Source organism: Pseudanabaena minima str. Chao 2107, assembly GCF_051131155.1.
GTDB classification, from domain to species: Bacteria; Cyanobacteriota; Cyanobacteriia; order Pseudanabaenales; family Pseudanabaenaceae; genus Pseudanabaena; species Pseudanabaena minima.
Genome location: NZ_CP159508.1, coordinates 3,149,189 through 3,169,802, shown reverse-complemented (window position 1 = coordinate 3,169,802; position 20,614 = coordinate 3,149,189). Strand labels below are relative to the sequence as shown.

The window sequence follows — 20,614 nt, the reverse complement described above, 5'->3', positions numbered from 1 at the left end:
TATAAAACCAATTGAGAATCACTTATTGCGGTCAAAAGCTCTAAGAGATCCCCCTCAATCCCCCTTTTTAAGGGGGAAGTATTTAAATTCTCCCTCCTTAAAAAGGGGGGCTGGGGGGATCTAGATAATTCTTAAAGGGGTTCTAAGATAGCTATCACAATTATACTGAGTCAGAACTATGAACGCTACAGCGCTTTTTTTAGTAACCCACGGCAGTAGCGATCGCCGTTCATGGTTAGCTTTACAAAATTTTGTAACCATAGCGCGATCGCGAAAAAATAAGTATGGCGATGATTATGATAATCGCTATATTAGCGGTGGTTGTCTAGAAGGTCAGGAACTTAATTTATCGCAGCAATTAGAACAATTTGCGACGGAGGTGATCCCAGATGGGGTTTCCGAAATTGTGATTTTGCCTCTGTTTTTGCTAGAAGGAGTGCATGTTAGCGAAGATATTCCTGAACAAGTAGCGATCGCGGCAAGTAAATTAACTAAAAAGTTTCCTGATAAATTCTCAGATCGATCTGATGATCGATCAATATTTCGGATTACGGCTCACGTAGGTACAGATAATCAGATTCCGAGTCTACTATTGCAGCACTTTGAGAAATATAGTGACGAGAGCAGCTTAGAAAGGCAAGGACGCATTCTCATAGCCCATGGTAGTCGTCGGTTTGGGGCGAATCAGGTAGTTGAGGACTTAGCAACCCAGAGTCAGGCGATCGCCGCTTATTGGGGAGTTGAGCCGAAAATAGAAACTCAAATTGAGAATTTTTTAGCACAGGGCATTCGTAAAATTAATGTGTTGCCATATTTTTTGACTGAAGGTGGAATTACTGAAGCGATTACCAATAAACTAAAACCATATCGTGATCACATCCAGATTCAGCAGTTACCTGTACCATTGTCGAATGAGCAGACTGTAGATTTAGCATTAAAACTCATTTAGCTGATGTTCGACAGATTGTTATAAGATTTAAAGCTGAATCATGATGTATTTTACATTGTGGACATGAACAAAAGTTCTAAGTACCTCACCATAATCAAAAAATAGAACCAAAACCTGTTCTACTTGCTACGCAAGTGGAACAGGTTTTAGGGTTTTATTTTTAATTACACTTGCCTAACCTAAGTAGATGGACATAATTAATTACAAATCCAAGCCTGTAAATTTGTCACCCGCAGTGTCGTAAATTTACAGGCTTGGGTAGTTATGTTGCACAAATGCTTACCTATGCAAAACTGCAATTTTAATAAGACCGACAAGGTAAAAAAAGTTGTCTGAAAGATATCAACATCTTAATCCCATATATCAAGAGATTCTCAAACAAGAGCGTCTTAAAAACTTAATGCGGATTGCTAAATGCATTGAAAACAGTACAGTTGGTATTTTTGAAACAACTCTAGATGATCAAATTCGGGGGGTTAGTGTATCTTTTTGTGATTTGTTAGGATACAGCGCTGAACAAGTCTGCCAACTCAAGTACCAGCAGATTTGTCATCCTGATGACTTGTCTGCGTATTATTTTCTCAAAGAGAGATTACTGTCAGGAGAAATCGATCATTGTTATATCAATGTGCGTTATATTCGCGAAGATGGTCAAATTGTCCAAGTACTTCAAAGTACAGATCTCGACGTTGGCGGCTCGAATGAACCTCACTTTGTGAATCGATTTGAAGATATTACTGATTGGGAACAGACTGCTAAAAATAAGCAAGACTTTGAAAACCGAACCCGCTATCTATTTGAGAACAATCCTAATCCGATGTGGATTTATGATCTCGCAACATTAAAGTTTTTGGCGGTGAATCAAGCTGCCATAACTCACTATGGCTATAGCGAAGAAGAATTTCTATCAATGACCTTACAGGATATTCGTCCTGCCGAAGATATTCCGATGCTTTTGGAGGCTCTCTCCAAGGTTTCACTAGGATTTAGTGTGCCTGAAGTATGGAGACATTGCAAAAAAGATGGGACGCAAATCTTTGTAGAAGTTTCAGCCCACACCCTTGACTATCAAAATCATAAATGTGAACTGATTTTGATCAATGATATTACCCAAAAGATGCAGGCTGAAGAAGCGCTCAAACGTGCTGAAGCTAAGTATCGCAGTATTTTTGAGAATGCGATTGAAGGGATTTTTCAAACAACCGTTGATGGCAAGTTCTTGATGTCAAATCCGATGCTTGCCAAAATTTATGGATATGATTCTCCTGAAGATTTGATTTCTACTCTTACTAATATCCAACAGCAACTATATACCGATCCTCAGCGTCGGTCAGAATTAATCAAGCTTTTGGAAGAACAAGAAGAAGTAAAATTCTTTGAATCTGAAGTTTATCGCAAGGATGGCTCAATTATTTGGACTTCAGAAAATGTTCATGCGGTTTACGATATTGCTGGTCATATTCTGTATTTTGAAGGAACAGTTGAAGATATTACGGCAAGTAAACGTGCCAAAGCTGAAATTGAACATCTTGCTTTTCATGACTCTTTAACAAATTTGCCGAATCGGGTTCTCTTTCGCGATCGCCTGTCAACGGCTTTGGTCAAAGCCTCGGAACAACTCCAAATCTATCTCGAGCACAATAACTTAGCTGAAATTAAAGTGATTCCACCATTACTAGCGGTGCTGTTTCTGGATTTAGATCGTTTTAAGTTAGTGAACGACACCATGGGACATGCCGCAGGCGATCGCCTCCTAATTGAAGTTGCTAAAAGGTTAAGTGAGTGCATGATTGAAAATACCTTTTTAGCAAGGATGGGTGGGGATGAATTTATGATCTTTGTGCCTGAATTGCAGAGTGTAGAATCAATTCAACAATTTGCCCAACTAATTTTACAATCCTTTGAAAGTCCTTTCTTTGTTGAAGAAATGGCTCTTTATATTGGCACTAGTATTGGTATTAGTCTTTACCCCAACGATGGTATGGACGAAGAGACTTTAATGAAAAATGCGGATACTGCAATGTTTCGGGCTAAAGAACGGGGGCGTAACCATTATCAACTCTACAATCATGCGATCGGTGCAAAAGTGAAGGAATATGTAGCGATCGAGAATGGGATTCGCCAAGCTCTAGATCGCTCAGAGTTTCAGGTGTTCTATCAGCCGCAAATTAATCTGGTTACAGGTGAGATTGACTGTATGGAGGCGTTAGCGCGTTGGCTGCATCCTGAATTAGGATGGGTTCCTCCCAATCAGTTTATTCCTGCTGCCGAGGAGCATGGCTTGATTGTGCGCTTGGGTGAATGGGTGTTGAGAACAGCCTGCAACCAAAATCGATTATGGCAAATAGAAGGATTACCACCGATTCGGATGGCTGTAAATTTCTCTGCAAAACAGTTTCAAGTTGTCGATCTTTGCGATCGCATTATGCAAATTCTTGTGGAAACCGATCTAGACCCACAATATTTAGAATTGGAAATTACCGAAAGCTTGGTGATGCAAGACCAAAATACAACAATTGCGATGCTGAAGCAGTTACAGGCAAGAGGTATGAGTGTATCGATTGATGATTTTGGAACTGGTTATTCTTCTTTGAGTTATTTAAGACTATTGCCTGTAAGTAAGGTAAAAATTGATGCTAGCTTTATTCGCGAAACCCCTCAAAATAAGGATGATGCCGCAATTACATCAGCAATTATTGCGATGGCTCATAATTTGAATCTTAGGGCGATCGCTGAAGGTGTGGAGCGCAAAGAGCAATTGGAATTTTTGCGATCGCATAATTGTGACGCGGTGCAGGGTTATCTATTTAGCCGCCCTGTGCCTGCCCATGAAGCGACTTTATTACTGCAAGCACAATTAAAATAAGTAATGGTGGCGCTTTGCGCCACCATTACTCTTGGGATTTGCTAATTGCTAATTTCGGCGATCGCCTTACGCGCAATGCTGGTGATATATAGCGTTACGGCAACTGTAGCTATAAAACCAACAATCCGAATGACCCATTGAATAGTGGCATCTGTGGGTTGACTCTCGCTACCAATACGGGCAATATCTCCAGCCAGAGAACCAATATAGACATACATCACCGTCCCAGGAAACATGCCAACAGAAGCCATTGCATAGTCTTTGAGGGTAACTCCAGTAATTCCAAAAGCGTAATTAAGTAAATTAAATGGAAATACTGGTGACAGTCTCGTTAACAGAACAATTTTGAATCCTGCATGGCTAACAGCCTGATCAATCGCTGCAAATTTTTGATTACCTTCAATCTTTTTCCCAATCCAATCACGGGCTAAATACCGCCCAACTAAAAAAGCAGCGATCGCCCCTAAGGTTGCACCGACGAATACATAGAGCGAGCCTAACAATACCCCAAATACCACACCAGCACCTAACGTCAAGATGGAACCTGGGATGAAGGCGACGGTCGCAACAATATAAATGAGCATAAAAGCAAGCCCACCGATGTAACCTAGACTTTCCACCCATTTCAAGGATGTGCGGAGTAGTTCTTGGGGATTGAAACTGGAGGTGGTTGCTGGATCTTGAGCAAAGACAGGATTGGCTATGATGGCATTGATGGCTAAAAAGGCGATCGCTCCAAAAAGCAAGCGCATCAAGTAAGAGGATACATAAAACTGTTGTTCCCCTCTCCCAGTGGGAGAAGGGCTAGGGGTGAGGGGATTCTTATACATCAGCAACATCCACCGCCGTTATAGTGCCAAGTCGAATCCGTGATCAGCACATCTTGCGGAAACTTGTCAGCAAGTTTTGCCGCAGTTTTATCACATACAGATGTAGGATTGCCACGCTGCAAAACATGCCCTGCTTGATCATCTAGAGATGACTCCAGCCCACTATAAACAGCGGTTTTGCCTGTAAATACACAAGCTCCATCACTGGGAATGGGAACTTTAAATGATACAGAATCTAAACTCTCTAACATCAGCGGCGTATCCAAATCAAAGCTATGGGTATCCAGCAAGCGATAGGGACGACGGGCGCGGACTTCTATTTGTCCAAATCCTGCGGCAATTAGATAATGAATATACTCGTCATAGGTCATGGCTCCCGATAGACACATCGCCCGTAATCGCTCATCAGCTTGGAGATTTGCAGGAATAGGACGAGTAGCGATCGGATCGCTCATAATCAATCTACCTTTAGGTTTGAGAACTCGATAAACTTCCTTTAAAGCTCTTTGTAAGTCTTGAGGCTCAAAAATATTAAAGAGACAATTCTGAGCAACCACATCAACCGAAGCATCAGGAACGGGCAATGCAAAGGCATCTCCTTCTAAAATGTTCACAAATTCAGGCTCAAACCAATCGTTTTCTTGAGCCGCTAATTGCAAATTACGACTAGCAACTTCGCGCATGGCAGCAACTGGATCAACGGCAATAACACTTCCTTTACGACGACAGAAGTAAGCAAATTGCAGAGCTTCTAAACCACCGCCAACCCCAATATACAAGACCGTTGGACTACCACGTAGTTCTGTGGGATGGATAGTTGTTCCACAGCCATAGTTCATCTGCTCAATGATTTTAGGTATTTTGAGATTAGGAAATTGCAGTGGTGGCGTACTAATGCAGCACAACCCAACCTGTGGTGTTTTTGCAGCTTCCGTATAAAATTCGGCGGTAGTTTCGAGATAGCTCATGAAGATTTACTCAAGGATAATGATTGGATTAAGAAAACTAAAAAAGCGGAGATTTAAGATCCCCGACTTTTTCTAAGCGAGCAAAGACAATTTGCAAATTCACAAAAAAAGTCGGGGATCTTTACATTTACAAGTTTCTTTTGATGACTTACTTACTGATGTTACGTGGAAGGAATTCTTGCGATGGCGTAAGTCTAGGGCTGGCACGGGGGCGCAGCCCCTACAAGATCTAAAATTTACAGGTAGGGGCAATCCCCCCGTGGTTGCCTTGTTATGCTAGCAGCAAGAGGTTCATTATCTGAGTTCCACGTAACTAACATCAGTTACTTATACCAATTCCCGAAAGTGTGACAACACTTTCGGGAATTAAAACCCAAACCCAGTAAAGGTTTTAAAAACACAAAATGGCTATGCAATTTTGTGTTTTGGTGTTACTGCTTTAGTTTAGCTTTTTCTACGTTGCCTCTCGTCTAAAAGATGAAAGGTGACACTTAGTGCAGCCTTTCATCTTTTGGATTTAAAGGAGTTCAGTAGAGCGTTCTGCCAACTTAGAGCGTTCACCCTTACTGAGAGTAATATGTCCAGCCAATGGGTCATTTTTAAACCTCTCTACAACATAGGTTAAACCGTTACTTGCTGCATCAATATAGGGATTATCAATTTGTTCTGGATCACCTGTTAGAATCACTTTTGTGCCTTCACCAGCACGAGTAAGAATAGTTTTCACCTCATGGGGAGTAAGGTTTTGCGCTTCATCCACAATCAGAAATTGTTGAGGAATAGTCCGTCCTCGAATGTATGTCAGTGGTTCAATCTGAAGTAGTCCTCGCTCCATTAAGTCTTCATGTCCTCGCCGAGTATGTGAATGCATACTCCGCTTTTCTTTCGGCTCTTTAGGAGACTGAGAACCAAAAATCAGATCGAAATTATCGTAAATGGGCTGCATCCAAGGTGTCAGTTTTTCTTTGATATCTCCAGGCAGAAAGCCAATGTCTTTACCCATTGGGATTACGGGGCGTGAAATTAGCAGCCTAGTATATACGCGCTCATCGGCTACCTTATGTAATCCCACGGCGATCGCTAACAAAGTTTTGCCAGTGCCAGCTTTACCAACGAGGGTAACTAGGGGAATTGAGTCATTCAGCAAAAGATCGAGGGCAAATTTTTGTTCGCGATTGCGTGCATTAATTCCGACAACTCCTGAATTGATGAGCTTATTAATGGATACTAGTTTCGTGGAGTCTTGGCTACTAGTGCTGGCGATCGCTAAAGCCGTATGGGAAGGATTGAACTGATCGATCAGCATCACCGCTTGATTTGGGCAAAGTTCACCATCAATAGAAATCGCACCATTCTTAAAAAGTTGATCAATTTTTGCCGCATCAACGATTACTTCCGTAATACCTGTATAAAGCTCAGAAACATCAACCTTATTCGTCTCATAGTCTTGAGCTTCCAGTCCTAGGGCATCAGCTTTGATCCGTAGATTGGTGTCTTTGCTGACCATAACAACCCGACATTGACAACCACGTTTAAGTTCGAGTGCGACTGCGAGAATGGCATTGTCATTGCGATCTCCTTCTAGTTCAATGGGCAGAGTTTTTAACGTTTCGCGATCGCACAGGGCTACTCGCAGCAATCCCCCACTTTCCAACTCAATCCCTTGGATAATATTCCCCTGACTTCGCAATTCATCTAAGTCTCGTGAAACTTGTCGTGCATTGCGTCCGATCATCTCAGGTTGCTTTTTAAAGCGATCGAGTTCTTCAATAATGGTCATCGGTAAGACGACCTCATTATCCTCAAATCGTTTCATTGCTGTGGGATCGTACAGCAATACATTAGTGTCAAGTACAAAAATCTTTTTCATATTGTTGAATTTTAAGTATTGCTAAAGATGGCAAGGATTTGAAAGGGCTTTCTTACCGAGTAAAGCTGTCTATCCTTAAAATTTAATCTTGACACTTTCGAAACCATTATGTGGATTTTATGTAGCAATTGCTACAATGCTTAACACCAAAACATAAAAAAAGCTGCGCGAAGCGCAGCTTTTTTTATTTTGGGTTTATGCGTAAAACTAAAAAAGGACGCTTAGCGCCCCTTTTTTAGTTAAAACAAGGTAGAAATACCATTTGGACGCAGATCTTTGTAATCTAGAATCTTGCGAACTACATCAAATGTAGACTGCGAGTTAGTAATCGGAATGATAGAGGCTAGCTGACCTGGTAACACTTGCATCACAGGAGGCATATCCTGAGTGAACATATTAATCGTGCGATTAATCAGTGCAAAATTACCTTTTGAAAAAGCGTTGGTATAGGTGAATTGATTAGTTGCTTGAGGTAGCCCTGCAACATTAAACAACCCAATGGGGATACCTTGCGATGTTGTCAGAAAACGAGCAACTGTTTGATTGAGAACATTGGTCGATTGGATTTGAGTGAAGTAGTCATAGACTTTGACATTCTTATCGATCTTACCAACACGCTTAGAATCAATACCACATACAGTTCTTAACGTTCCATAAGCCGATGGATCGCTAGGTAAAATCAAACTGATAGCTGAGAAGTCTTTGAGCAATTGCACTTCGCTATAGCCGAGAGGACGATTATTCAAATCGAATAAACGCACAATTAGGCGATCGCCTGGATTGAGACCACGGATAAAGGTCGCACGCTGATTAATATTAAAGCGATAATCACCGACAAATCGCTCTGCAAGAAATCCATTAGAACGCTTTGATCTGATCGAAAGACGTGTAATCACCTGAGACAAACGGGGCTGATTTTGCAAAACAGCGAGACTAAAATGCCCACGATGAGGATTCTTTCTCGATAGTTCAACGCCATCACGTTCCTTACGATCCTTACGATCTGAGCGGCGATCGTCATCATAATCATCATCTTCATCGTCATCACGATCCTTTCGATCTTGACGATTAGAGCGACGATCATCGTCATCGTCGTCGTCATCGTCATCTTTTCTAGAGACAACGATGGGCTTCATCGGTTTCACAGAGCTACCAGTCTGGACATTGGTAGTTTGCACGACAACAGTTTGGCTAGACTGTGAACTTGTTGATTGAGAAGAAGTTGTAATTCCCAAATCACGATCCGAAAGTCCTGAATTATTCGATGAGTTATTTGAGGAATTGTTTGATGAGTTGTTCGATGTATTGTTCGATGTATTAATGTATATCGAAGAAATACGTCCAGAACTTACTTCAGAAGCGCTAGCTGTGATAATTGAAGTAAAGGATCTGATTTCTTCGATCTCAAATCTGGCATCTTTTAAACCATTGGACTGATCGTAGCGCACGCTAGTCACTGCCTTAAGATCGCCATTATAAATATCGTCAAGCGAAATTTTTTCGCTCAATAGGCGTAAAGGAATCACTTCCACAAAAGCGGATTGTCGTCCTGCATTTTTGGAAAGTAGTCTTGCACCTGAGTTGGTATAAACTTCGCGCCATTCTCCAGCACGTCTGACATAAAGTTGATATACTGCATTCGCGTAGGTTGTCGAAGGCTTATTGGCAATATCTAATAAAATGCCAATGCTTGAGAGGTTGCCAGAGTTGTCGAGCAAGCGCAATAGCTGTACCCCTGTTTGCCAGTCCTGTGGGACTTGGGCGACGATTTGAGGAACAGATGGAGCGGCGATCACTTCTATAGTATTTAGCAAAGATGCTGTAGTCAGAGTTGCTGCAAGAAGACATAAAGATGTCTTCTGAAAACTTTTACGAAAAATGTTCATTATTATTTATTCCTAGCTCGATTTATTGCATGATTTGCTAGAGTCAACCTATTGATTAGTGACGCATGGCAAAACAAGCGCACAATGCGTCACTATATTTAGGCAAAGAAGTCTTTAATGAATGCAGACGATCTCTCTAGTTTTTTGTTCCATTACAACAATAAAGGCGACCCTAAGGGTTGCCTTTATTGTCTGAAGAAGGGCAGTGCGAAGCACTGCCCTTCTTTAAAAAATTGGATGACTATAATTTTAAAGAAATCGTGATATTTGAATCTGTGCCCAAAAGTTTTGCAAGCGATCGCCTAAACTTGCGATCGGAAATCTTGGCTGCGATCGCCATTTATTTAATAACAAATGTCCCATCGGGGTCAGTCGAAAACTATCAGTAATGCCCTGTCCATCCACCTCGCGACGCAAAACGCCTACTTGGATCAGCCATAGTAAAGCATTTTCGGCGATGATCAAACTTGTAGGATTGGTCAAATATTGATTTTTGATGCCATCATTACCTGCGATCGCTCTCAGGTTTACGCCTTGTGTTGCCATATCCGCGAATAACTTAGTTGTAAAGGGCGCACATCTTAGCGCTACTTCGGCTCTCTGTAATATTTGTAGTTCGTATTCAGTAATATCTTTGTTGTTACTTTTACTTAAAGTTTCGGTTGACATGACATTTTCCGAGCATTGGTCTAGTTTAATACTTTAAAGTTAATGCTAGCAGCACTACCCAATGCTGGCATTAACCTTTGGATAAGTAATTGTCCAAAATGAAAGATCCCCAACCTTAAAGCTTTACCTCGCAGGGACGTAATACTAAAACATAAAAATAGCAAAGCACAAAATAGCATAGCCATTTTGTACTTTTAAAACCATTACTGGGTTTGGTTTTTAATTCTTGAAAGTGAGACAACACTTTCAAGAATAGGTATAACTTTACAGCCTAAGGATTTGTAATTAAGTCAATCTTGCTTTATAGAAATTCTCAGTTTATCCACGGAGTAAAATTGAAATTAGTTATATCTTTTAGGGTCTTTTTTCTCTTTTTTCTCAGAAGGATCTTTCTTGGGCTTTTTAGCCTCTTTATTGCCCTTTTGTTCTTTAGACATTATTTCCTCCAGTGCCGATAACAAGCGGGAATCAGCAATATTTAATCATGCTTATTGCTATTATTATACCTTGATTCTAAATAATCTGTGATCTTCATTCCTTAGGAAATGTAACATGAGTTAAAAAAAAGAAATTAAATTTAATTTCTTTTTTAAAAAACTTCATTGTTCAAATAGATTACTATTCTTGTTAAGATATTCAATCTAAAAATAAAGAAGGGGCACTTTGCGTCTCTTCTTTATTTTAGAAAGCAAGCATCTTATGCAATCCATTAGGGTGAAGTGCAATCAAGGGCGATCGCCTTATATTTAAACAAATAGCTACAAACAGCTATTGTCTAAGCTAGAGAGCGATCGTCATGATGTCCACTCAAAACCCTAAACTTCATCACTCTCCTACAACTAATGCCCTTGCGATGGGAATGGCTCTTAAAAAAATGTATGAGCTGGGGCGTAAAGATTTTGATTCAGAAAATTTTTCGGGGCTAAAATTATCTTGCTGTAAGCTATCAGCTATCAATCTGACTAGTTCAGATTTACGAAATGCCGATCTTGACCTAACTGATTTAAGTGAGTCTGACCTACGGGGAGCAAATCTAGAACGTTCAACGCTTAGTTTTACAAACTTGACTAATTCTGATTTGAGCAATGCCAATTTAAAAGGAGCAAATCTGGGGGGAGCAGATTTAAGTGGAGCAATTTTGAGAGGTGCAATTCTCCAAAATGCCAATTTACGAGGGGCAAATCTGAGCAATGCTCGCCTAGAATTTGCAAATCTAGAAGGTGCAGATTTGACAGGTGCAAACTGCTTTGGCTGTAATCTGAGTTATGCCAATCTCAAACATACTAATCTGACCGAGGCAAATCTAGACAATTCCAATCTTCTCAAAAGTAACTTTGAATATGCCCTGCTAGATGGCACAACTCTAAACAACGCTAGTTACTAGGATTAGGGAAATTTATAAAAAATGATTGGCAATGGTTTGCGGAGTGGCAAAGCCACACCACAAAAAACCTTTTATTCTTCAATACCGATCGCCAGTCTTGTATATACAGTTGCCAATGCATTGGCATCGCCAACATTACCAGGGAAGAGGACTACGGGTAAATCGGGGAAACGGGGATGATCTTCGGGGGTACGCACGACGGAGCAACCAGCAAGAATTTGTCCTAGCAGTCTAGCTGTAGGCAAATTTAAACCTGTGCTTAACACATCGTTGGAAGTAATCCCACCTTTACTAATTAAAAATCCAATATCTGTGGGTAATTCCTGCACGATCGCCATCAATAGTGCTGACACTGCCTGACCAAAGGCAAGACGAGCAGCGATATCCGCAAATTCCAGTTCTTTGCGACTGGTAAATACTACGGCGGTTTGACCTAATCCGTGAGCTTGGTAAACCTGTGCTAAGGCTTCTTGTTTAAGAATTGCGGATTGAGATTCGGCATCACTTAAGAGTCGAGAAACATCGATCTCTACGGGACAAGTATTAGGTGCTTTGAGTAGGTTTTCTAATTGCTCAGTGGTTTTTTTGACGTGAGAACCAACGATCGCGACACCCGCTTTATGCGATCGCATATATTTCGACATTTCCTCTGCGGCGATCGGTTGGGGTGGTAGCTTAGCAAGGGCAGTCAGCAAACTCGCCGCACTACGGAACAAAAATCTTTTACCTGTTGACGCAACAGCCAAAATATCCGCAGCAAATTGGTTGAGATCGGCTTGGTTTTCCGCATCGACCACACCACATTGATTGTCATGCATTCTGGCTAAGCGCTGACGTACCCCCGCCCGAATATCGCCTAATAAAAAACGCTGTACATTGTCAGCAAGGATTTTCCCCTTTGTTTTTTCTTCGACATAATCAGGTAAATAGCTGTGGGTATAGCCAAAAACTGAATCCTTAGCAAATTCGGTTTCATGGACTGGAGTTGGTACACCATTAACGACTAAATAATGCACACTCGACTTGGTAAAGCGTCCCCCTTCAAAAAATGCTGGCACAAGAAAATGCGCGTCAAAATCACCTAACTCTTCAGCGATCGCATCTGTCTCGACGGGATAATGTCCACGCAGCGTCGAGTCGGAGCGGCTAACGATCATAAATTCTTGAATACCTTCGGCGGCGATCGCAGGTTTGAGATTGCGACAGACTTCGCGTGTCACACTAGCTGCATCTTCAGGCGTAAGCGATCGCGTATTCGTCAACACAAACATAATCGGTGAAGGATCGGCAAGTCCAATTCTTAGGGTGTCTGTATCCCACTTAGTCAACAATAGGCAGCTATGTACAGTTTGTGAGCCTGTTGGATCGTCATCAAGCACAATAATTTTAGGCTGTCGAGAAGAAGTAGCTGCCATTGCTTTTCTATAAAATGCAAACTAATGTTTGTAGAAGCTTATCTTGATTTATGTAAAAATAGCCAATCTTCAGCATCACAAACATCAATCCTCACAATTAGATTTTTGAAAGCTAGCCGCAGGTTAGTTTTCAAAAATCTAAACCATAATTGGCGACGCAAAGCGCCGCCAATTATGGTTTAGCTCTAAATTGAGCACTTCTGCCTAGAGCTACACATACTAATACGCCGAAAGCAAAACCCAAGGTGGTAATAGTCATTGGTTCTCCTAGCAGTATCGCTGAGGCAAGAATTGTCAGAAATGGTTGAAAAAGTTGCAGTTGTCCTATCCGAGCTATCCCACCCAAAAACAAACCTCGATACCAAGCAAAAAAGCCTAAAAACATACTGAAGCAACTGATATATAAGAAACTGATCCAAGCATTACTAGAAATAGTTGTGAAGGATGGAGGCAGATGTTGTAATACGATCGGTAATATCATCGGGAAAGACAGTACTAAAGCCCAACAAACTACCTGCCACGAACCAAAAGTACGCGCTAAAATTGTCCCTTCTGTATAGCTTAAGCTCGCGGTAACGACTGCTCCTAGTAGAGACAAATCTGCAAAACTCATACTCCCCGTTCCCGATATCAGCGCAAAGGCAACTACTAAACTACTACCTGCGATCGCGCAAATCCAAAATATCAATGATGGTCGCTCTCCTGCTCGCAAAACCCCAAACAGAGCCGTCGCTAATGGTAATAAACCAATGATGACAGCTCCATAGGATGCAGAAGCGTCACGCATTGCTAACGTAGATAACAATGGAAAACCAATTACAGCACCAATTACGACAATAGCAAAGTTGGGCAGAAACCGCCAAGATGGAATCGACTGCTTAGTAGCAATTAATAAAATCAATGACAAGCCAGAGGCAATTACTGCTCGACCTAGTCCCACAAATACAGGATCGAAAGCAGTTAGAGCAATGCGGGTTGCAGGCAAAGTGACGCTAAAAATTACTACTCCAAGAAATCCATAAACCAGTCCCATACTTACTTCTTTATTTTGCGGACTAGTCATTTTAGTAGAAAGGTTTTATGGCTTGTAAAATTACGGCTGAGGCTCGTTTAGCATCTTCGGGTTGATCCAGAGTTAAGCTGACTTCAGTTAACCTTGCTTCCAGAGCTTCGACAGTTTCGTAGGTTTGGAAGATAAGCTGAATCAAATCATCAATGTCATAGGTATAAAGTGCTGACCAGTCACGTTCTTGGGGACTAAAACGATAATTTAGACTAGAAAATAACAGGATTTTGGCATGGAGAGGACTGATATTTCTCGAAATATCAGCTCGTAAATCAAATAGATTAGTTAAATATTTGAGATTATGTTTGTGGGGAATCGTATCACTTTCAGTTTTTTCATATCCATCATCGCTAGCCGCAGAAGAACCGCGTTGCGATCCTGAGTCTGGCTCTGGATGATCTGGATTTAAAAAGCTATGAGGTAGGTTTCCTTCATCGCGCAAAGTATACAGAAACCCAAGACTATCAATAATGTTGTCCGCCGCAAGCAGATAGTCAGACTGCTTACTAAGCTGCTTGACATGGGCGTTTAACTTGTGTTTGAGCGTATTGAGATCAGGAAACATGATCATTAAGTCGCGGACAAGCTGACGAATCTGCAACGCTTTAACTTCGTTGACATCATTTGACCAAGAATCATGACAGGTAAAGAGGATTAGTCGTTTAATGCGAAGTACATTGCTGTCTTGCTCCAAACTATCTATAACTTCCTCTAGAAGATTTAAATCTTCCATATTTTTGTTAGGCGATGCAATGCTCAGTTGTCATATTGATTGATGAAGGCAGTCTAAGTCAAGATTAATGGCAAAAGACAAAATGGCTACGCCATTTTGTCTTTTGCCATTAATTTTTGCTTGGGGCATAAAACCCAAAATACAAGTAGCGGCACTTTGCGCCGCTATTTGTATTTTAACGTCAGTTCGACGAAAGCAAAAAATGGTAAGAATCGCTTAGCGATTCTTACCATTTTTCGCCATTAGCGGCGTGCAAAGCACGCCGCTAATGGCTATGTTTAAGTAAACTCAAAAAGGATGTTCCGCCAGCGTAGCTGGCGGAACATCCTATAAGTGAGACTTGCCATCGGGCATAGTTGCACCACTAAAATTTGTGCCAATAGTGCTGGATCCACTCATTTCAGCTCTGGTTAACACCGCATCACTGAGATCGGCTCCATCGAGATTAGCTCTTACTAAATAAGCATCAACTAGACTAGCTTGACTCAGATTTGCTTTATCTAGGAGCGATCGCGATAAATCACAACCATTAAGTATGGCTTGAATTAAGCCTGCATTACTTAAAGTCGTCATACTCATATTCGCTTTAGTGAAATTAGCTCCAAATAAGTTGGCGAGTCGCAAGTTGGCATTTTTGAGATCAGCCTTAGTAAGGTTCGCTCCTTTGAGATTAGCTTCAGTGAGATTAACATTACTCAGATTTGCCTCAGTAAAAATTGCGCCACTCGCGATCGCGCCGCTCAGATTGGCTCCCTGTAAATTCACCCTTGAAAGGGTCGCTTCACTTAGATTTGCTCCAGAAAGATCAACTCCTGTGAGATCAGCACCGCTCAGATTTGAGCCACGCAAATCAGCTTTGCGTAAATTTGCCCCACTCATGGTTGTGGGTGGATAGCCTCTCTCCTCTCGCATAAGCGTAGCACTCAAGATCGCACAGCGTAAATTTGCGCCACGGAGATTGACACTGCGTAAATCAGCTTCAGTCAGGTTGGCATCCATTAAATTAGCTAGGGAAAGATTTGACCCAAAAAGATTTACACGTTGCAGCATTGCTCCATGCAAGTCTGCTTCAGTCAGATTCGCGCTCATCATGATCGCTTGGTTCAGGGTTGCTCCACCAAGTTTTGCACCTGATAAATTTGCATGATTGAAGGTGACTTTGTTGAGATAGGCGAATACAAGGTTCGTTCGCCGCAGGTCAGCCTTGGTCAAGTTCACGCCGATCAAATCGCTGTTAAATAAATTGGCATTGGCTAGATTTAAGCTAGCAAAGTCACGCCGACCAGCAGCATAGTCTTTCAGGAGTTTTTCTGCGCTCATGATTTAGTTACGAAGTTGCTCAGAGCCTTGCAATTTTTCTGTTGCAGGATTTGGATATGGTAAGGTGATCGTAATCCATGCTCCGCCAGTCTCAGGATGATTTCTGGCTGCGATCGCTCCTTTATGAAGTGTGACGATCTGACGGACGATCGCTAATCCTAAGCCACTACCGCCACGCTCAAGTCCCGATCTTGTCCTTGATGGATCGATTTGATAAAAACGATCAAAAATGTGCGGTAGAGCTTCTTCAGGGAAACCTTCTCCAGCATCAATTGTTTCTATTTGTAAGTTTGAGTCTACCACGCTGGTTTTGATTGTAATCGACTGAAGTGATGGGCTGTGCTTGATACTATTGTCTAATAAGTTAAGCAAAAGTCGATAAATGCGTGACTCATCAAGCTGCCAAATTAGTTGTTCCTCGCCGATATATTTAAGCTTGACCTGTTTGCGATTGGCTAATGGTTCAAGAGTTGCCCAAACTGATCCCACTATTGACGCAACATTTACTTCACTTAAATGTAGAACAGACTCTATCCCCACATCCATCTGACCTAACTCCAGCAAGTCTTGGACAAGTTTGGTAATCCTTTCTATTTCACCGAGGAGGCGTTCTACCCATATTCTTGCCGCAGGATCAACACGGGGTTCGAGCGTCTCTGCAACTAGACGGATCGAGGTTAGTGGTGTTTTTAACTCATGGGCAATGTCTGATGTCCAGCGATCGCGTTGCTGTGTGATCGTTACCGCCTCTTGGCGATCTACCAAAAAAATGCCAATCTGCCCCAGCCCTAGGTAAATACTATAGGCTCTAGTCGGTCTACCTACCTGTGGTACAGGATCAACAGGATCAGGAATTGCAGGATGAAAGACCCAATCCACTTGCGAGCCTTGTTTCCGCGTTCTCGTTTGTTCGACTAAATGATCAAGTTCATAGGAACGAATTAGTTGTAGTAAAAATGGCTTGCGAATTAATCCCTGTTGATGGTTAGCAATCCCCATCATGGTTGCTGCTTTTTGATTACATACGGCTAAACGATTATCTTGATCAACTTGGATATAACCAATAGGAGATAATTCGACGATTTTCCCCCACAGTAAGCGCTCTCCACCATTGTCTACGGATTCAGCAACTTCTTTGCGAATATTTTGCTGAACCTTCTGCGCCCAAGATTTTAGACTATGGATTGATTTTGCTTTAAACACATGACGCGATCGCTTACGAAAGCGGCGCTCCTGTCTTTGTTTGGCATAATTCCAACTAAACCAGCAGGCACTAGTAGCGATCGCGCCAATGGCAATTCCGACAAGCAACCAGAGCAATTCCACTTTTATGCCCTCTAAAATAGCGATAATCCTTAAACAGTAGTATTACAAGTTTTTGAACATGGCTTTTCAGCATGTAATTATTAATTAAGCCTTTCTACTTACCAATGATTTAATATTTATTTATGCATCTATTTTATCTATGTTAATATGCCAGAGTCGCTAAACTCTAAAATATTCATTAGTAAATTTCTCACTTCTTGTATTTATACATAACATTTTTACGTTGAGAAACCTCACAAGATATCGTTAAGAGATTTATGAAATAAATCTCTTAACGATATCTTGTCAATTCCTAAGCTGACAAATTTCAAACATCTATTTAAGATAGCTTTACACTTAATCATTGCTAATCTTTCTGTCTAAGTTATGGCAGTTAATAAACTAAAATGCTAAATTTTCAAATACGTTCTGTAAATAAAATCTCTCAAGGATTACGTTTCTTATTTATTTTGATCTTAGTTGCTGGAATCTTTTTGAGATTCAATGGTTTAGACAAAAGAATTTACTGGTTGGATGAAGTTGCTACTTCTTTTAGAATTGCAGGTTTTACAACAGCAGAAGTCGCTCAGCAACTTTATGATAGCAAAGTTGTCGATGTCAATGATCTCCAGAAATTCCAAAAGCCAAGTCTAGAAAGAAATTGGAGTGATACTATTAACTCTTTAGTCGTTGATGATGCTCAACATCCTCCGCTATATTTTGTCATGGTTAGGTTTTGGGCTGAGTTAGTAGGTAGTTCACCTGCTATGATTAGAATTTTATCTGTATTAATTAGCTTATTGATTTTTCCCTGCATTTATTGGCTATGTATTGAATTATTTAATTCGCCACTTTTAGGATGGATTGCTATTACCTTAACTTCATTTTCATTACTCCATTTAACCTATGCTCAAGAAGCAAGAGAATATAGTTTATGGATAGTAACAATTCTGTGCTCAAGTGCTGCTTTTCTTCGAGCTATAAGACTTAAGACTAAAACTAGTTTTGCAATTTATGCAATAAGTATAATTGTAGGTTTATATACATTTCCAATAACTGGTATAGTTTTGCTTGGTCATGGAATTTATCTAGCTGTTATAGAAAAGTTTCGACTGACAAAAATTTTGATTTATTTTTTGATTTCTGCATTTGCCGCAATTTTATCTTATATCCCTTGGATATGGATTATATTAACTAATACATCTAGAGTTAAAAGTACTACATCTTGGATGTTTGTTGATCGCCCTATTCAAGATTTAGTGTACATTTGGTTAGTCAATATTACCCATGTTTTTGTTCATTATTCAAGGGTTAGAATCGTCTTTCTTATAATATTTTTGGCTTCACTTTACTTCATGTATAGCAAAGTCTCTAAGCGTATATGGCTATTTGTATTAACATCAACATTGCCAACTCTAATCATATTTACAATTGCAGACTTAGTTTCTAAATCAAGTTTTTCTTTTATTCCTAGATATCTATGGCCATTTTTGTTGGGGACTCAGGTTGCTTTGACTTGTGTGATTGGCTATATGATTGCATCAGAGTCAAATAAAAATTGGTTAAGAAATACAGGAATAGTAATTCTGATCATTACCCTTATCATTGGGTTTACTGGTTCTACAGCAAAGTTAGTTCAAGATAGCAAGGATGACCAACTAAGTTTGGTTGCAGATATTATTAATAAAAGTGAATCCCCTTTGTTAATTAACTTTATCAGCAACAAGGAAAATATTTCTGTTGCTGATGTTGGCGATATATTCAGCCTAAGTTATTTATTACAAAATAAAGCGAAACTATTTTTGTTTAAACAGCCTAATAATCCGAAGATTCCTAATCAATTTAAAGATATTTTTGTTTTTTATCATATCCATGGATTTGATAAAACTAATGATAAAGGACCTGATTTATCAGAAATTATTAATCAAGGTTATCAAGTACAGCCAGTAGTATTGAAAGAAGGTGACAAAACAATTATTTGGAAATTAAAGCCGACCTAAGTCGCTAATATAACGTGATTTCGATATAGCCATTTGTAGCTTGTATAGTATATTCCAAAATAAAAGTGGAGGCACTTTGCGCCTCCACTTTTATTTTGGGCTTTGATTTGTTCTCTAACTATCTTTTGAAAACCCTTGCTAGGTTTGATACTTAACTCATAAAAGCATAACTAAACTTTTTTGAGTTGGTATTAGATAGTAGAAGAAAGAACTCCAATCTAAGTTTTTTAGTAAGTTTCAACGTGCCAACGACCGTCACGCTTCATTTGCTTTTCAAAATCCTTCCAAACAGCACCATTTTTCTCAGCTGTCTTAGTCATAAACTCAGCGATCCCATCTTCCATACCGCGCAAGCCGCACATGTAAGTATGGGTAGTTGGCTTTTGCATTACTTCCCACAACTCATCAGCATATTCAGCCATGCGATTTTGGATGTACATCTTTTCACCCTTAGAATTCTTCTGCTCACGGCTAATCGCCACATCATAGCGGAAGTTCCGCTTGTGTTTGTAAGCTAGCCATTCAAGGTCTGGCTTGTACAAAACTGTCGTGTCAGTTGGTACACCAAAGAACAGCCAAGCTAAACCATTGAATTTGTAATCTTCATGCTTTTCTTTGAACATCCGCCATAAAAAGGCACGGAAAGGTGCGATACCTGTACCTGTAGCAATCATGATGATTGTGGCATTAGGATCGTCTGGCAACAACATTTCTTTACCAACTGGACCAGTCAGCTTGACTTCATCACCAGGTTTAAGATCGGTCAAGAAATTAGAACATACACCTTTAACAGTTTCACCTGCTTCGTTTTGATACTCTAAACGCTTGACGCTTAAAGATAGAGTTTTACCATCAAGATCATCACCGAGGCGGGTTGAGGCGATCGAGTAGAGGCGAAGTTTATTCGGCTTACCATTTTTGTCTTCACCAGGGGGGACGACACCAATACTTTGACCTTCTAAGTAACGAAGATCGCCTCCAGAAATATCAATCTTTACATGGCGAGTATCACCAACTGCGCCTGGTCTAACCAGTACATCATTGGAGATACATTTTGCTGTAAAGGGATTGGCAGGTCGGTAGATATTAACGGGAATATCTTTGTCTGAATTTGCACTCATGAGAAGTTATATGGACGATATATGACAGAAGAACACGAAGTCATTATATTTTCAAATGGGACTTGTCGGTATTTTGTAGCTTAAAGATCTCTTTTGTGGGGCAAACATTACATGTTTGTTAATATTTTTTGAATTCTTGAAATTTGGAAGATATTGCGATCGCTTTGAGCAGCCCATAACAAAACTTAAAAAAAGTCAAAATCTCGATAGCAAATTTAGAATGAGCTACTGG

The 20,614-nt window shown here is 40.5% G+C and carries 14 protein-coding genes and 1 pseudogene; 4 read left to right on the top strand and 11 right to left on the bottom strand.

Going from position 1 to position 20,614, the window contains the following annotated elements:
* Window positions 1-178 precede the first annotated feature (178 nt).
* Together ABM313_RS14435 and ABM313_RS14430 are read left to right on the top strand one after the other, a co-directional pair.
* Window positions 179-949 (top strand): sirohydrochlorin chelatase, encoded by a 771-nt coding sequence (locus tag ABM313_RS14435; protein ID WP_434683883.1) that lies wholly within the window; start codon window positions 179-181, stop codon window positions 947-949.
* 328 nt (window positions 950-1,277) lie between these two features.
* Entirely contained in the window at window positions 1,278-3,815 is a 2,538-nt protein-coding gene (locus ABM313_RS14430) for a sensor domain-containing protein (protein ID WP_434683882.1), read from the top strand.
* Between the two features lie 41 nt (window positions 3,816-3,856).
* Here ABM313_RS14430 and ABM313_RS14425 read toward each other — a convergent pair whose 3' ends face one another.
* The 5 genes from ABM313_RS14425 to ABM313_RS14405 form a co-directional block, all read right to left on the bottom strand.
* Complete coding sequence (locus tag ABM313_RS14425) at window positions 3,857-4,567, bottom strand: TVP38/TMEM64 family protein (RefSeq protein ID WP_434688483.1); 711 nt, start codon at window positions 4,565-4,567, stop codon at window positions 3,857-3,859.
* A 77-nt stretch (window positions 4,568-4,644) separates the two neighbouring features.
* Complete coding sequence (gene arsM / locus ABM313_RS14420) at window positions 4,645-5,613, bottom strand: arsenosugar biosynthesis arsenite methyltransferase ArsM (RefSeq protein ID WP_434683881.1); 969 nt, start codon at window positions 5,611-5,613, stop codon at window positions 4,645-4,647.
* A 517-nt stretch (window positions 5,614-6,130) separates the two neighbouring features.
* On the bottom strand, window positions 6,131-7,483 hold the full coding sequence (locus ABM313_RS14415) for a PhoH family protein (protein ID WP_434683880.1): 1,353 nt from the start codon (window positions 7,481-7,483) through the stop codon (window positions 6,131-6,133).
* A 239-nt stretch (window positions 7,484-7,722) separates the two neighbouring features.
* Window positions 7,723-9,369: a hypothetical protein gene (locus tag ABM313_RS14410; RefSeq protein ID WP_434683879.1), complete on the bottom strand. Its 1,647-nt coding sequence runs from the start codon at window positions 9,367-9,369 to the stop codon at window positions 7,723-7,725.
* A 249-nt stretch (window positions 9,370-9,618) separates the two neighbouring features.
* A complete protein-coding gene (locus ABM313_RS14405) occupies window positions 9,619-10,038 on the bottom strand; it encodes an Npun_F0494 family protein (RefSeq protein ID WP_434683878.1) in 420 nt (139 codons plus the stop codon).
* Window positions 10,039-10,834: 796 nt separating this feature from the next.
* On the opposite strand from ABM313_RS14405, the gene ABM313_RS14400 reads away from it, so the two are divergent.
* Window positions 10,835-11,422 carry a pentapeptide repeat-containing protein gene (locus tag ABM313_RS14400; RefSeq protein WP_434683877.1) on the top strand — a complete coding sequence of 196 codons (588 nt, stop codon included), beginning with the start codon at window positions 10,835-10,837 and terminating at the stop codon, window positions 11,420-11,422.
* Window positions 11,423-11,493: 71 nt separating this feature from the next.
* Here ABM313_RS14400 and ABM313_RS14395 read toward each other — a convergent pair whose 3' ends face one another.
* The 5 genes from ABM313_RS14395 to ABM313_RS14375 form a co-directional block, all read right to left on the bottom strand.
* The gene (locus tag ABM313_RS14395; RefSeq protein WP_434683876.1) at window positions 11,494-12,837 is read right to left on the bottom strand and encodes a four-carbon acid sugar kinase family protein; all 1,344 of its coding nucleotides are present in this window, start codon (window positions 12,835-12,837) and stop codon (window positions 11,494-11,496) included.
* A 172-nt stretch (window positions 12,838-13,009) separates the two neighbouring features.
* Entirely contained in the window at window positions 13,010-13,900 is an 891-nt protein-coding gene (locus tag ABM313_RS14390) for a DMT family transporter (protein ID WP_434683875.1), read from the bottom strand.
* A gap of 1 nt (window position 13,901) precedes the next feature.
* A complete protein-coding gene (locus tag ABM313_RS14385; RefSeq protein WP_434683873.1) occupies window positions 13,902-14,636 on the bottom strand; it encodes a hypothetical protein in 735 nt (244 codons plus the stop codon).
* A 327-nt stretch (window positions 14,637-14,963) separates the two neighbouring features.
* Complete coding sequence (locus tag ABM313_RS14380; RefSeq protein ID WP_434683872.1) at window positions 14,964-15,956, bottom strand: pentapeptide repeat-containing protein; 993 nt, start codon at window positions 15,954-15,956, stop codon at window positions 14,964-14,966.
* Between the two features lie 3 nt (window positions 15,957-15,959).
* Window positions 15,960-17,282, bottom strand: coding sequence for a sensor histidine kinase (locus ABM313_RS14375; protein WP_434683871.1), 1,323 nt, complete (start codon window positions 17,280-17,282; stop codon window positions 15,960-15,962).
* Window positions 17,283-17,668: 386 nt separating this feature from the next.
* Here ABM313_RS14375 and ABM313_RS14370 point away from each other — a divergent pair, with 386 nt between their 5' ends.
* The gene (locus ABM313_RS14370) at window positions 17,669-19,261 is read left to right on the top strand and encodes a glycosyltransferase family 39 protein (RefSeq protein WP_434683870.1); all 1,593 of its coding nucleotides are present in this window, start codon (window positions 17,669-17,671) and stop codon (window positions 19,259-19,261) included.
* Window positions 19,262-19,488: 227 nt separating this feature from the next.
* Here ABM313_RS14370 and ABM313_RS14365 read toward each other — a convergent pair.
* Window positions 19,489-20,361, bottom strand: a pseudogene (locus ABM313_RS14365) (FAD-binding oxidoreductase); the annotation flags it as partial.
* Between the last annotated feature and the right edge of the window lie 253 nt (window positions 20,362-20,614).